Raw genomic sequence first — 14,616 nt, forward strand, 5'->3', positions numbered from 1 at the left:
CATTGTGATATGAGCAATATCCGTTTTCATACATTTGGAACAAGTAAAGTGATGAGCTAATATTTTAGGTAAAGTTGGAATGTCTCTTAGCTGTTTGTATGCTGAATATGCTAGATCTTCAAAATCATCTAACTCGCGTTGAGTGAGGGTAAAATCCTCTTCATGGATTAGTTTATTTCTGATCGTCGCAACAGCTCTTAACTCTTTGACAAGCTCTGGAGCAAGCATCGCAGAAACTGAAGATGTTTTTTCATGCAACCCTTTACCTGTAGCTCCAACTTTAGCTAACCGACCTTCAAGATCTTTGCTGTTCTCAATGACTATTTCGTAAGAGCTTTTCTTTGATTTAGTTAGTTCACTGCCATGACATGGCGTCGACGCAATGCTTGTTCTACCCGAATTCGACTTAGAGAAAAAGTTATATGTATTCGTCGCCAACTTAACTTTATAAAAGATTAAACCTGCAGCTACGGCAACAGCGATACCCATAAGTGGGTTAGATAAAAATAACACCACCAAGACAAAGACAAATATCGCTATTAGGAAAAAATGAACTAATTTTTGGATCACGTCGAGCACTTAAAAATCCTTCTAAATTAAATACAATAACTTAGTTATTTTATACTTACGTGAACACGCATTCACCTAAGTATAGAAAATACTGTGTTATAGATCAGAAAGTCGTATAAGTAGAACTTTTATCGTATTAACACTCCCTGCCTATTCTGGGTCATTTTCTCTCTGTAGTTAACGTAATGACAAAGTTACTTGGTAATTAATACGACAGAATCGCTTGGTGATTACACTGTCGTTCAATGACTGGCAGCTCATTTTTGGACAAAAGCAAGTTAACGTAAATACTCTACAATCTAGCTTTCAGATAACTTCTCGTATCTCAAAAAGCAATCAAGCACCGCTTTCCGCAGTGCCTAAGATGGAAGATTCTGGACAATAACGAGCATCGTAACCATGCTTTGCTCAAAATTTTTATGCAAGTATTCAGTGAGTATCATTCTAGTTTGCTAGCTCAATTTCGTTACAGAACCTATAAACTATGTTTCCAGTGGAATAGTGGTATTAGTCATCTTAGCTATTAGCCCTCCAATTCGCTTGCGCATCTCACGTCTATCTACAATCATGTCGATAGCGCCATGCTCTAAAAGGAACTCACTTCGCTGAAAGCCTTGGGGTAACTTCTCACGAACGGTTTGCTCGATGACACGACGCCCAGCAAACCCAATAATTGCCTTTGGTTCCGCGATATTAATATCTCCCAGCATGGCTAGACTCGCTGACACACCACCCAATGTTTGGTCTGTTAATACAGATATATAAGGGAGACTTGCACTGGACAAACGATTTAACGCTGCGCTGGTTTTAGACATTTGCATTAACGACATCAGGGACTCTTGCATGCGAGCACCACCGCTGGCAGAAAAACAAACTAATCCACAATTTGCATCAATAGCAGCCTCAACCGCACGGACAAAACGAGCGCCGACAACAGAACCCATTGAGCCAGCCATAAAAGAAAACTCGAAAGCACAGGCAACAACAGGTAAGCCCAGCAACTTTCCTTCCATCACAACTAAGGCATCCTTTTCCCTTGTACTTTTCTGGGTTACAGCAAGGCGTTCCTTATAGCGTCTCAGATCTTTAAAGTTCAGTAAATCTTGTGGTTCATATTCACTGGCAATCTCAACGCGTTCTCCTTTATCCAGAAAGCTGTCTAAGCGGTGGCGTGCCGACATTCTCAAATGATGATTGCATTTAGGACACACCTCCAAATTTTCCTCAAGAGCCATGCGGTAGAGGATTTGGTCACATGAGGGACATTTAGTCCATACTCCTTCTGGGATCGACGCCTTGCGTGTACGGATTATATTCTTTTTATCTAATAGCTTTTCTAACCAACTCATTGGACACCTTTACCATACGACTTCAGTAATGGGTATTGTATAAGCCAGTTTCTGGTAATAAAGTATGGCTTATAGATTTAATAATCCAATATTATGGGATTAAACGAAATGTTAGATAAGATTGACCAGCAGTGGTTAAAAAGTTTTCATTGTGTCTACGAGAACAACAGCTTTAAACGTGCAGCGGAATTTCTAAGCTTGCCGACATCAAACGTCAGTCGCCATATCGCTTTGCTGGAAGAGCGATTGGATACACGACTATTTGACAGAACTACACGGCGAATTGCTCCGACAGATGCAGGAGAACATCTTTATTTACGAACACAGCCGCTGCTGGACAAACTTAATGATGCACTTGAGGAAGTGACCCTTCATTCTCATGAAGTAATAGGACGACTTAAAGTCCTAATGCCTGATTCTCCAGCTTTAGCCAAAGCAGTGGTTTCTTTTTGTACCCAGCATCCCTCAATTTCATTGTGCTGTGATACGAGCATTAGTCCCAAGGAAGATTTACTTGATGGGTTTGACGTCATTTTAAGTTTTCACAGAGGAAAGCTCGAAGACAACAGTTGGGTAGCTAAGGAAGTTAAACGTTGGCAAAGTGTTGTTGTAGCATCCCCTCAACTTCTACAGACCTCTCCCAGACCTTTTCAGATTACTGATTTGAAACACGTTCCTTGCATCAATAGTTTTACCGCATTAAATGGTACTCCTTGGGTTTTCAAAAACGTTAAAGGTGAGCTAATTACCCAGAAGGTGCAGTCCTCATTTAAAGTTAATAGTGGACATCTTGCCAAATCAGGTGCATTAGCTAGTTTGGGTTTCGCTATACTACCAATCGAATCCTGCCTTAATGAGATAGATGCTGGCTCTTTGGAAATCGTTGAACTGGAGTATGAACCTGAAGATCTAGTTTTGTATGTCTTTTATGCTTCCAGAAAACACTTGGCCAAAAAGATCCCGATGTTTATCGAACACTTACAGCACCAAGCAAACATAGATAAAGGTACATAGATACAAGAGTAGTTCTGATGACAGACTTTGTATTAGCCACCTCTTTTGTAATAAATGGCTAGCTATATGAATTTTTATGCAAAAGTACGGCTACTGGGTATAGGCCGTGCGATGCTCGGGAGTGTGAGTTTTCAGTCACGGCCTCTTAACTGGTAACTATGAGTAAAAGTACGGTGATTTCAATGGCACGAGATCCGCCACTGAGTAATTACGTTAACGCGCTTTGGGGCATTTTTGATTCAGAATAATTTGTGCAGCAGCCTGTTGCACAAATTGGGAAACAGGCTGTTTCACAAATAAATCTCATGGTGGTTTCATGCGTTCTAAACACGTCTTGGGGCAGTTCTGAGTTACGACATGCCAACTGTGAAGATTCTGGACAGAAACATTTAGACACTTCGAACGGGGTTTATCCTTCAGATAATCTTTGGTATCTAAAACACGATGGCCACCGCTTACTTACAGTGGTCATTTTTGCGCAGTTTCTATACTAAATCTCCCCAAAAAATGGCCAAAATTGTCTTTGGCCATTCAAATTGAACTATTATTTGCTCGGTTGGATGCAGGTAGCTTTAACTCGATTCATGGGTTTTCGCAAAAACGTGGAGCCAAAAATCATCAAACCGCCAAATACGTAGAATATGGTAATTGTTTTCCATTCACTATCCCAGAAATTGATCACTAACCATGAGAATAGAGACGCTACAATCAACTGAGCAGATCCATTCAGAGATGAAGCTCTACCAGATTGTTGAGAAAACTCACTTAAAGCTAATGTTGTTCCCGCTGACATCAATAACGCAAACCCAAAACTTCCTAAACAGCTTGGAGCCATGAAATGCCAAACATTGACATCCGTCATAAAGTGATAGGCACTAAAACCGAAACCAGATACCAACAGAATAACAGAGCCAGCTTTGATGATTGATTCTTCGCTACATCTACCAATCAGTTTTACAGCTAAAAGACTTCCTGCAGTGATTGAGAAAGCATTAATAGCGAAAAGCAAACCGAAGTACTCTGTACCTATACCAAACTGTTCGATGATTACTAGTGGTGAACTTGAGAAGAATACCAACTGTGTGGAGAAACCCAATGAACAAGCCATGCAGCCAATAATAAAACTCCGGGTAGTAAGTAATTTTGCATACAAGTTCCTTCCGGCATCAGAAGTATCTTGGTTAACGTCGACCTTTGAAGGAAGAGGTTTATACCTATTAACTAAGATGCAAAATATCATGTAGATTGCTAAGAACGAAAAGCAAGCTTCCCAGTTGAACACCGCCGTTAAGAGGCCTCCTAATAGTGGAGCCAAAACCGGCACGATACTGAGCACACTGCTAAAGAGGCCAAATACTTTACCGCTTATTTCCTTTTTAAAAATCTTTGGCACACTAGAGAAAACTGATACAGCGACCGTACCAGCACCCAAGCCCTGAACAAAGCGCATCAGTACCAATAAACTTAGAGACTCGCTAAAAACAATAGCAACAGAAGCGGCTGCACAAAGCGTAATACCTATGTTAAATGCTTTTTGACACCCATGTTTATCGATGTAAGGCCCGAATATTAGCTGTCCAATACTCAAGGCAAACACATAAACACTTATGAGTAATTGCGTTGATTGCTGGCTTGCACCAAAAGCATCGTTTATTGCCGGTAGTGCAGGGATAAAAATATCCAACCCTAATGACGAAACAGCTACGATTGGAAAAAGCCAAAAAGAATATGATAGTTTTTCTTTCATTAGCAAACCCTAACCTTTTGAGCATTAAAAGTAGATGTATTGTCACCAGTCATTTCTAGAGGCATTTTGATTAGCGGAGAACTCCCTGTCAGTTGATTACACATAGATTGATAAACTGCTGAGACCAGGACGGCTCCGTGCTCATGTTGACTAAAGTCAGACTTCATCTCTTCTCTAGTGATTTCTCCACGTAAAGCTTCAACAAACTCAAAGAAGCACTTGCTCTTTGGCTTACCAAGAAGCCCGATAGACTCACCCTCTAACTTTTCAATGTCATCAAGTCTGATAACTTCTGTAGGTTTACCGCCGATCAGCTTATTGTTTCTAAAGATAAAAATTGCAATGTGCCTTTTTGTTCCAACTACTTCTGCGTTGCTATCAGCATTTTCATTAGAGTCATCTGACTTGTATGAGTGCAAATGAATGGTTTGGAACGGCCCTTGTTGGATAATATGCGATTCGTGAGAAACCCGGCCATTACCTTTGTATAGCTCTATTCCTTCGATAGAAGGCCAGCTCCTGCGAGAAAACCCATTATGAGTTAGATTAAGCAAAGCTGTTGTAACCACATTATTGCCATTTTTGAATGCAATACTGCTCTGACAGTCTACCTCACCTAAATCCTGCATAAGTTCATGAAGTTCTGCTTCACTGTGCGGATTGTTTTTGGAAAACTCTTCCGCACCGAACAGCCTTTCATAGTCCTCAAGATTGAACTGAGATAGGACATCTAACGGTCTAACAGCATGTGAAAATACTTCGATATGCTCATAAAATTTTGACTCACTGAGTCCAGCAGAAAGTATGTAAGGAACGATATCAAAGAAGTGATACCCAGTATGGGAGCACTTACCGTAACCCTGGTTGTACCCATGATAGATTTCCTCTACACATTCAGTAGGGGTTCTCCATTGACCATCAGAGTGAAAGGTTTGGATGTTCGTTACAGGGCAATTCGTTTTTGCAAAGCAGTTACTTATCTCATTACGGATAAGCTCTATGGTTGTTTGGTATCTTCTCTGAGCAAGCAAAGAGAAAATTATGTTTGGATCTTTTTCCTTTGCCTTCTCGTATTCATCGTTCAAGAAATAGTAATCTTCTGCAATCTTTTCAGCGCTGCTAAGTTCAGAAGATACATTCATATTTGCGGAAATGGGTTTATCCATTAGGACAGGAAGACCCGCTCTTAACGCCCAGGTTCCATAGGCTCGGTGTACTAGCGGTTCAGTGGCGATGATAATCGCATTGATAGAGTGTTTATCTACGATTGAGTCTAGCAGTTCTATAGTAGAGGTATTTAGCTGATCTTGGACCGGTTCATCGTTGTTTAGATAGTACATTTCGGGCTGCATTACCTTACCATCAAGGTACTTCTCAACTCGACCTTGCTTGGATTTCAGGTCTATTGCAGCTTTCAAAACTAAAGTTGAATCGTTAGTAATATTCTCGAAGATAGGATGAAAGATTCGTTTGGAATGTGGACCGAATCCAATCAATAGGAAGTTAATTTTCTTGTTGTTTTCGTTCATTTTTATTTTTAGCCAATTTGTTGTGAATATCAAATTAAATGTCCAACTAAAGCCGTGTAGCTAACGAGCCTCGCATTGTGATAACGTTTCCACAAAATAACTCTAATTGCATCATTTATAAATATGGTTTCAAATAAAAACTAGCTTGTAAACATGTAAACGTTTACACTTCCTATTGACAATTTTGTGATTTTTAATGTTAAAACGACTTCCTATACGAATAAAATTGATTCATCAACCCAAAGAGTTCACCTTCTTCAGATAGCTTTCCTCTTGTCTGAATCTCTCCTAAACAGCCTGTTGGACACTTTGCAAAACAAGCTGTTTCATAATTTAACGGTAAACTGTTACTCATTTGATTTTGACCAAGAGCATTACTCAATTTTTTCTAAATTTAGGAAGGTAGGTTCTAAAAAGGTTTGGGGCATTTTTGATTCAGAATAATTTGTGCAGCAGCCTGTTGCACAAATTGGGAAACAGGCTGTTTCACAAATAAATCTCATGGTGGTTTCATGCGTTCTAAACACGTCTTGGGGCATAACTTTGTCGATGACAATGTGAACCCTATTAAATAGGGTTCATTTCGACTAACAATCAGTGCCTTCTGAAAGTAGCAATGCATCTTCTAATTCAACACCAAGGTAGCGGATCGTGTTGTCTACCTTTGTATGTCCCAGTAAAAGCTGCACTGCTCGAATATTTTTAGTTTTTGCATAGACCAGTGTCGCTTTCGTTCGTCTCATCGAATGAGTGCCATACAGGTTCGGATCTAATCCAAGGTTTGACGCCCATTTCCTAACTAGAGAGCGATAGTACGAATAGCTTATAGCTTATAGCTTTATGCTCACGTCTTTGGCTTGGAAAAAGAAAATCTCGGCTGCTTAGTGAAGCAATCAAAATCCATTTCATTAGGCTTTGTTGAGTTCTTGACGTTATCTCAAATTGAACTTCAATGTCTGTTTTTAGTTGGATATGCTTAACGCGATTAAATATCCTATCTTGCGAAGATACATCGCAAATTCTGAGAGCGAGTAAGTCACTCGCTCTAAGCTTGCTATCAATTGCTAAGTTGAGCAACGCAAGTTGCATCAAATTATTTTCAATTTCTAATCTGGTTCTGATCCGCCAAATTTCCTCAAGCCGAAAAGGTTTTTTTACGCCACTACGCTTCGTTTTGTTGAAAACCACCATGATGACCTCCTTTTTGATTGGTCATCACGATTGTAGTTGGAAGGATTTTGGACAAAAATGAGCCAGTAGATTTGATGAATTAGCAAATCATGGATAGCTACAGTTATGGGAAGTTACTTAGCTTTGTATTCTGTCTGGCTGAAGCAGGTAACCTGGTAACAAGTGTTTACTGCTACATTTTCTGAAGTCACTTGGAGGGTAAATTTTCGCTGTTACATATATTGAACATACGTATCCCATCAATACTAGTTGCGGGAAGAATTTGTGATAAAGTGTTTGTTTATAAACCATTCAGGGTGATGCATTTTGAAAAAACTAATCGGCTTCACATTGATTGAGTTAGTTGCGGTCATCGTTGTTATCGGCATTCTTGCCGTAACAGCTGCTCCTCGGTTTCTAAACATTCAGAATGATTCCCGTTTTTCTGCTATGCAAGGGTTAGAGTCTAATTTAGAAACGGCGAATGATATTACTTATGGAAAAGCCGCTATTGAGCAGCTGGAAAGTGAAGAAGAAGCAGAGCTTGCTTCTGGCGTAGAAGTCCATTGGGGATATCCAAAAGATACTCAAAGAAACTTAAAGCGGGTTATTAATATTGATGAAAATTCCGACTGGATGCTTTCTAGCTCAAACCCTGTGATTTTTACTTTTTTCAATCAAACAAATGACATGAGCGTTGATGAGATAAAATCTAACGCTACTATATGTAAACTCATATACAAGGAAGCAAATAAAGGGGAAAGGCCTACGATTACTATCTCCGGTACAAGTTGTAAGGAATTATAGGTCTGCAAACGTTCTGCTTTGCTAATACGCGTATGGGTTCGTCACTAACGAGTGCAATACTTACCGTACGGGGGGCGCTTTATGTGTCACAGCTTATAAAGCCTTCCAAAAAGAATCACCCCAAAGCTACACATAACCATTAAACCAATAAGTAGAGTTGGCCCCTTCATTTTACTACCTATATTGAAAATATGGCACTCGTTGATTTTCTTCCAAATATGCACCGATTAAATCCACTTTAACTTCATATCGGAGGACAATAAAGTCTGATCAGAAACATCAGTTATCTGGATTGGTAGTTGAGTAACTGGTCATTACGGTTCGACAGAAATGCTTGTTGATCACACAGCGTATTAGACCTTCGTAACACTTCTGGACAGAACTGAGTTACGTTTTTTAGCCGATCTCTACCTTTAGAATAACTTCTAGTATCCCAAACCACAATTAGCCTCGGTTTCTAAAGATGGTCATCTCGCATTGAATCAAACATTTCTGTTGTAGAAAGTGCGCTACCTTCGACTAAATTCAAAGTTAATGAGTTACCCCAAATCCTGTATAGCGTTTCAGAGGAATATCAAATAAACCATATACGGACAAATCAAGGTGGCCTTACCCGTATATGGCTTTACACATGTTTTTCCTTGTGCTAATTTATGCCACATATGGACAATAAAGCATATATATGGACTTTGGCGTATTTTAAGTCTCTAGAGGGTTGATGGTATGGCTACATTAGTAAAGACGGTTAAGAACAAGGCTTTCAAAGAAGGTAAGGCTACTTTCAAGCGTTACTTCGAAGAGCTGGAACGATACGGTGTAGAAGCAAGAGCGATAAGGAAATTTAACAACGACGATAGTAAAATTTCTTTCTATACGGTAGAAATCACTCGGCTCAACCTGTTAAGAATTCTTGAAAATTTAACGGAATTACGTGACAACCAAGCGACTACACAAACTGAAATAGATTCTGTTCAAGTTGATAATTATTTTCTCGACAAATCAACCGAAGATCTGCAAAGAGAAGTTACCCGTCTTCAAAATATAGTACGTTCACAGACTGAGACTCTTAAACAAGTTCAACAGCTTATAAACAAATCACTGCATAAAAATAAAAACTAATCACAAGGCACAAGGAGATCAACATGAGTTTGAAGAATGTTAGCCATTTCACTAAATCTGTTCGTATTAAAATAGGTCGTAAACTTAGGAGAAAAATTGTTTGTGGTGCTGGTGGCTTTATACGTGGTTATTTCAATTGCCTTCCTAAAAATGAGTCACGAAAAGGTGGTTTCCCGAACAATACAGGTATTACGGATGAAATCCTAAAGGAGGGCTTGTTCATGAGGTTTACCGATAACGATGAGCGCGATGAGTTTATTAATGCAGTAAAGCAATTCGGAGGCGATACAGCTTTAAAAAACTTAGGTATCAAAAAAACCAAGCCTAAAAGAACGACTTCAGTGCGCTTTAAGTTAGTTAGTGGTTGAATAGATTCATTTAAGCTTTGGTAGGGTTGCAACGTGACCTTGTAGCATAAGCTCAATTTGGGCAACACTCGTGCCGTATGTTGGAAGCCACTCATCAGCTTCTAACAAGAAAAGGGGCAGAAATGACTTTGCCAATATCGCCCCTATCAGTTCCTGATCAGCAAAGAAAACACAGTTCCTATAAGAACCATGCTTTCTTTCAGTTCACCCACATAATCTTAGATATTAATCACTGTTTATCAGTTTTTCTGTTGGTTGATCTTTACTAGTATCTGAAATGAGTGATCAGCGTTATCTACTGTTGCCTTCATGACCTGACTTGTCGCAACTAGGAATAATCCAGAGACTAAAGTAGTGAACCCTGGAGTTACAAGAGCAATCGCCTGCCAAATATCAAAACCATAGCGACCACTACCTGAACCTAACCCTGCAATAGTGAGTAATATACCTACAGCAAACGTTAGCCAACCAAAAAAACTGATTAGCGTTGATACAAACTGTGCCGTTTTATACTTAGACTGATAATCTACTTCAGAATTGGTAACACCATTCACTTCTTCCGTTTTTGCAAGAGCCTCTTGAGAGTTTTCAGCTTGGATATTATCGGCCACAATTTCAAAACCGTCTGACTGCAAACCACGAATCTCCTCACCAGCGGTTTCAATCACAATATCAACTGCTACTTTTGTAGCACCTTTCTTTAGTACAACGTAACTATTCACTATTCCTCCCGAACAGATTTATTTGATTCAAAGATTGACGTTCATTATACGTAGCTATTCCATACTTATATGCAACCAATCATAACGCTAAATATGGTCACGCACAAAATCAGCATGTTCTGCACTCTCAAACTGGATTAGATTTAGTAGGGAAAACGTACGCCCCAGAAAAAGTGTAGGGTATCTAATCTAACGAATAATGGGGCACTTTTGAGTTAGTAAATGCCACGTGTAAAAATTCAGGTCTATGAAGCCTCTGGTCAAAACTGAGTCAGTGATTTTGCTAAATTAACTGTGCCACCACAATCCAACAAATAGGCTGAAAATAGTTCGATTGGCGCTGATACATAATAGGACAAGGACTATCATTTACCGGCCCTAAATTTACAGACGAGAAGTGGTTTGGTAAAGGTATTGGCGTCGCTGTTAGAAAGCAAGATAACGAATTGAAAGATCTTATCGATAGCGGGCTACAAAGGCTAATTGACAATGGTCAACACCTAAAATAACGAGCAAATACTTTTTGTGCAGCATATTACGAATGCTGTTCACTTTATAAGGCTATTTAGCCATAAAATAGATTCTTTGCAAAGCCACTAAATAAGTTACCTGTTATTTTTCTCATACTGAAATAAAAACAGATTCACTCCGTTCTATTTACCTATAAGTTAGTGTGCAATTTTAAGTGAACAAACAGAATGAGTCATAGGGATCAGTTCTTAAATTAAACAAACGGTGGTGCAAAGATGAAAAATAGTAATTGGACAAAACCCAAGAAGTTTGACCGCAACATGATTGTTATTGGTGCAGGAGCGGGCGGCCTTGTGACTAGTTATATCGCAGCAGCGGTTAAGGCAAAAGTAACCTTGATTGAAGCTGGAGAGATGGGGGGTGATTGTCTGAATTACGGTTGTGTACCCAGCAAAGCCATAATTAAGAGTGCCAAGATGGCAAACTCTATAGAAAATTCACACCACTATGGTTTAGACAACTTCACTCCTCAATTTTCTTTTAAAAAAGTCATGCAAAGAGTACACGATATTATAGCTGAAGTTGCACCGCATGACAGCGTTGAACGTTATACGAATTTGGGTGTAGAGGTACAGAAAGGATATGGGAAGTTACTTGACCCCTGGACTGTGGAAATAGCCTATGACGATGGTACGACAACTACACTAACGGCTCGCAGTATCGTAATTGCCACTGGTGCACGTCCGTTTGTGCCGCCATTACCCGGCATTGAAGATACGGGGTATGTAACCAGTGATACACTTTGGTCCGAGTTCGCTAAGCTTGATGAAGCACCAAAAAAGCTGGTTGTTTTAGGAGGAGGTCCAATTGGCTGTGAGTTAGCTCAGTCCTTTTCTCGTCTAGGATCCAATGTGACGCAAATAGAAATGGCAGAAAGAATCATGATACGTGAAGATGTTGAAGTTTCTGAGTTTGCCACACAAGCGCTGAAAAAGAGCGGGGTCAATATCTTATCTTCTCATCAAGCACTTCGATGCGAGCAACGAGCCGACAAAAAATTTATAATTGTGAAGCATGATGATCAAGAAATAGAGGTCGAATACGATCAGTTGTTATGTGCTGTCGGACGTAGTGCTCGTCTTGAAGGATACGGTTTAGAGGAACTAGGTATTGAAACTAATCGCACAATTGTGACTAACGAATACTTAGAAACGATTTACCCAAATATCTATGCGGCGGGTGATATAGTTGGCCCATACCAGTTTACACATGTTGCAGCCCATCAAGGTTGGTATGCTGCCGTCAACGCACTATTTGGTCATTTTAAAAAATTCAAGGTGGACTATCGAGTGATCCCTTGGACAACATTTATTGATCCTGAGATTGCACGAGTTGGCATCAATGAATATGAAGCAAAAGAAAAGGGCATCGATTATGAAGTGACTCGATTTGAATTTAAGGAACTCGATAGAGCAATAACAGAAAGCTCAACAGACGGGTTTATTAAAGTCATTACGCCAAGAGGTAAAGATAAGATCTTGGGTGTTACTATTATATCTGAGCACGCGGGTGATCTAATAGCAGAATTTGTGCTAGCCATGAAACATGGCCTAGGCCTAAATAAAATATTAGGAACGATACACAGCTATCCTACGTGGGCTGAAGGCAATAAGTACGCAGCAGGAGAGTGGAAACGCAATCACGCACCGCAGACAGTATTGAAACTATTAGAAAAATATCACACATGGAAACGTGGTTAACGCAATGGTACGGGAAAAGTGATGTGTTTTTAAAGTTTGTATAAGTGCCAATAATCTTCAGGCCGCATTGTGCGGGCTGAAGCTGTTGCCGCCCTACTTGGGCTGTGGCATCAGCACTATTATTTGCTTAGCACGTTCCACACTTCAATAAATAGCCTTCTTAGCATTGAATGATGAGAAAATGGGTAATGCCTGTTTAAGTCATGAGCAACACACAAACTAAGTCGCTGCGTAGCACCTTAAACACTCAAAAAAACACTGCTAACCCAGAGCGCCAAGTGTTGCGAATCTGCTCAAATTATTTGTATGTTCATTTGCCTCAACGGTCTAATAGCTGCACAAATTTTTCTAAACTAGGCATTTCTTCGTGATGTGTCGCTGAGCCACCAATGATATCCCAAATGTGTTTGCAAGTCCCAAAAAAAGAGCCGCAAAAGCGGCTCTTGATTTTCAAACTATTCGAATTTGTTCAGATTACTCTTTACCGAATACGTTGTTCTCTTGCTCTTGTACACGGATGAAAGTTGTACGCTTAGTTAGCTCTTTTAGCTTCGCTGCGCCGACGTATGTACAAGTTGAACGTACACCACCAAGGATGTCAGAAATTGTGTTGTGAACAGAACCACGGTATGGAAGTAAAACAGTTTTACCTTCTGCCGCGCGGTACTTAGCAACACCACCTGAGTGCTTGTCCATAGCCGACTGAGACGACATGCCGTAGAACTTAACAAAAAATACAACAATAACTATATAATCAATAGCTTACATTAAATTACATGTGTGTAAAAACAGTAAAAAATGACGATTTATACCCATAAATAACGCTGTTCTACAATGAATGCCGCCATTTTTGCCGCCACTTTTATTGATTCGGAATGTTCGTTCGTCTTACTTCTATAATCAAACTTTCTGCAACATCCAAAATCTCACGCTCTTCACTTTCCAATGGCGTATTTACTATTATTAAGGCGTAGAAGTAGTCAAGCATCACTATCAAGTCATGCATTCGATTAACTATATCGATATTTACACTTGCTATGTAGCTATCCAGTTCCGAATCTGAGTGCCACTCTTTGGGCTCCCCGCCAAGTACTTTAGAAATAGTAACTCGTATGTAGCGACATAATGGGACTAACTCCTTAGCAATGATCATTGACCTTCCTTCACAAACATATTTGTAATCTATATTCGATAGCAAGTACTCATTCATACAAGGAGATTAGTGCATAAATTCGTCTGACTTAACAAAGAAATCGTATTTGAGTGCGAATTCCTCGCCAACAAATAGCCAAAATCAATACCTAAAAATCATAACTTTAGGCAGAAAAACAAACAACATGGCGACAAATTTTGAGATCTAAGATAAAAACAAGGTAACAATAAATCTGTTTTCAGATCTGGATTCTTTAACCCAGCAACAATCATATTGGCTCATTCAATGAAATCAGTTGTTCAATAGCTTTCTTAAAACCAATTGCCGAGAAGTTAGTTCCGTTAACTTTAACCTCATTGCTTTCAGCAAACGCATCAAACAAGTAGCGTGCACCCTTTTCTGTTTTTGGGGTGTAGTAGCACTGATGAGGTTTGATATATTTGTTATCTGATTCATCAAAGTGAGATTCAAAGCTAACTGCTTGATTATTAACAAGAATCGCCCTATCATTGCAGTAACTCTCATCATACCCTGAAATGATGTATGACATTCCATTTGAACTGACCATCATTACTTCTACCTTATCACTTACAGGCTCTTCCTTTTGCAGTACCACAGCAACTCCATGAGAGTTAATTGACCATTCATCTGCATAGACATTACCAACACTCAAGGCAAGAACTATTGCCACAGCAAATGTTTTCATTTAAACATCTCTTTTATTAATAATTACTATTCTATACCCTGAATTGATTGGGCATTATATGCATCCGGCAATCTGTTAATCATTCCTGAATACAGTATAATTTAATCTTATTGTATGATTAAGCCTGTTTT

At 39.5% G+C, this 14,616-nt stretch carries 13 protein-coding genes and 3 pseudogenes; 6 read left to right on the forward strand and 10 right to left on the reverse strand.

The window, feature by feature from the left end; all coding sequences use genetic code 11:
* Together IQO02_RS16185 and accD are read right to left on the reverse strand one after the other, a co-directional pair.
* Positions 1-579, reverse strand: a 579-nt coding sequence (locus IQO02_RS16185) for a hypothetical protein (RefSeq protein WP_193838591.1), incomplete at its 3' end; no start/stop codon positions are given.
* A gap of 473 nt (positions 580-1,052) precedes the next feature.
* Positions 1,053-1,919 (reverse strand): acetyl-CoA carboxylase, carboxyltransferase subunit beta, encoded by an 867-nt coding sequence (gene accD, locus IQO02_RS16190; RefSeq protein WP_029189428.1) that lies wholly within the window; start codon positions 1,917-1,919, stop codon positions 1,053-1,055.
* Positions 1,920-2,027: 108 nt separating this feature from the next.
* Here accD and IQO02_RS16195 point away from each other — a divergent pair, with 108 nt between their 5' ends.
* Complete coding sequence (locus IQO02_RS16195; protein WP_016767464.1) at positions 2,028-2,933, forward strand: LysR family transcriptional regulator; 906 nt, start codon at positions 2,028-2,030, stop codon at positions 2,931-2,933.
* 544 nt (positions 2,934-3,477) lie between these two features.
* Here the strand turns inward: IQO02_RS16195 and IQO02_RS16200 are convergent.
* The 3 genes and pseudogenes from IQO02_RS16200 to IQO02_RS16210 all read right to left on the reverse strand — a co-directional run bounded on the left by IQO02_RS16200 (position 3,478) and on the right by IQO02_RS16210 (position 7,400).
* Positions 3,478-4,680, reverse strand: coding sequence for a multidrug effflux MFS transporter (locus tag IQO02_RS16200; protein WP_016798965.1), 1,203 nt, complete (start codon positions 4,678-4,680; stop codon positions 3,478-3,480).
* On the reverse strand, positions 4,680-6,242 hold the full coding sequence (locus IQO02_RS16205; RefSeq protein ID WP_046209106.1) for a Gfo/Idh/MocA family oxidoreductase: 1,563 nt from the start codon (positions 6,240-6,242) through the stop codon (positions 4,680-4,682). The genes IQO02_RS16200 and IQO02_RS16205 overlap by 1 nt, the downstream gene beginning before the upstream one ends.
* Positions 6,243-6,796: 554 nt before the next feature.
* Positions 6,797-7,400 (reverse strand): annotated as a pseudogene (locus IQO02_RS16210) (tyrosine-type recombinase/integrase).
* A 306-nt stretch (positions 7,401-7,706) separates the two neighbouring features.
* Here IQO02_RS16210 and IQO02_RS16215 point away from each other — a divergent pair.
* The 3 genes from IQO02_RS16215 to IQO02_RS16225 all read left to right on the forward strand — a co-directional run bounded on the left by IQO02_RS16215 (position 7,707) and on the right by IQO02_RS16225 (position 9,673).
* Complete coding sequence (locus tag IQO02_RS16215) at positions 7,707-8,186, forward strand: type II secretion system protein (RefSeq protein WP_016800378.1); 480 nt, start codon at positions 7,707-7,709, stop codon at positions 8,184-8,186.
* A gap of 723 nt (positions 8,187-8,909) precedes the next feature.
* The gene (locus IQO02_RS16220) at positions 8,910-9,305 is read left to right on the forward strand and encodes a hypothetical protein (protein ID WP_016797320.1); all 396 of its coding nucleotides are present in this window, start codon (positions 8,910-8,912) and stop codon (positions 9,303-9,305) included.
* A 23-nt stretch (positions 9,306-9,328) separates the two neighbouring features.
* Entirely contained in the window at positions 9,329-9,673 is a 345-nt protein-coding gene (locus IQO02_RS16225; RefSeq protein WP_102282436.1) for a hypothetical protein, read from the forward strand.
* A gap of 6 nt (positions 9,674-9,679) precedes the next feature.
* Here the strand turns inward: IQO02_RS16225 and IQO02_RS22380 are convergent, their stop codons facing one another.
* Positions 9,680-9,808, reverse strand: coding sequence for a hypothetical protein (locus IQO02_RS22380; RefSeq protein WP_016797318.1), 129 nt, complete (start codon positions 9,806-9,808; stop codon positions 9,680-9,682).
* A gap of 104 nt (positions 9,809-9,912) precedes the next feature.
* A complete protein-coding gene (locus IQO02_RS16230; protein ID WP_016797317.1) occupies positions 9,913-10,395 on the reverse strand; it encodes a hypothetical protein in 483 nt (160 codons plus the stop codon).
* Positions 10,396-10,748: 353 nt separating this feature from the next.
* On the opposite strand from IQO02_RS16230, the pseudogene IQO02_RS16235 reads away from it, so the two are divergent.
* Both IQO02_RS16235 and IQO02_RS16240 read left to right on the forward strand, forming a co-directional pair.
* Positions 10,749-10,954 (forward strand): annotated as a pseudogene (locus IQO02_RS16235) (hypothetical protein); the annotation flags it as partial.
* 187 nt (positions 10,955-11,141) lie between these two features.
* Positions 11,142-12,626, forward strand: coding sequence for a dihydrolipoyl dehydrogenase family protein (locus tag IQO02_RS16240; protein WP_016785411.1), 1,485 nt, complete (start codon positions 11,142-11,144; stop codon positions 12,624-12,626).
* A 474-nt stretch (positions 12,627-13,100) separates the two neighbouring features.
* Here the strand turns inward: IQO02_RS16240 and IQO02_RS16245 are convergent.
* From IQO02_RS16245 to IQO02_RS16255, 3 genes and pseudogenes are all read right to left on the reverse strand, one after another.
* A pseudogene (locus IQO02_RS16245) lies at positions 13,101-13,358 on the reverse strand (IMP dehydrogenase); the annotation flags it as partial.
* A 130-nt stretch (positions 13,359-13,488) separates the two neighbouring features.
* Positions 13,489-13,779 (reverse strand): hypothetical protein, encoded by a 291-nt coding sequence (locus IQO02_RS16250; RefSeq protein WP_193838592.1) that lies wholly within the window; start codon positions 13,777-13,779, stop codon positions 13,489-13,491.
* A 268-nt stretch (positions 13,780-14,047) separates the two neighbouring features.
* The gene (locus IQO02_RS16255; protein ID WP_193838593.1) at positions 14,048-14,485 is read right to left on the reverse strand and encodes a hypothetical protein; all 438 of its coding nucleotides are present in this window, start codon (positions 14,483-14,485) and stop codon (positions 14,048-14,050) included.
* Positions 14,486-14,616 lie beyond the last annotated feature (131 nt).

The organism is Vibrio sp. OPT24 (assembly GCF_015163545.1).
Lineage (GTDB): Bacteria > Pseudomonadota > Gammaproteobacteria > Enterobacterales > Vibrionaceae > Vibrio > Vibrio cyclitrophicus.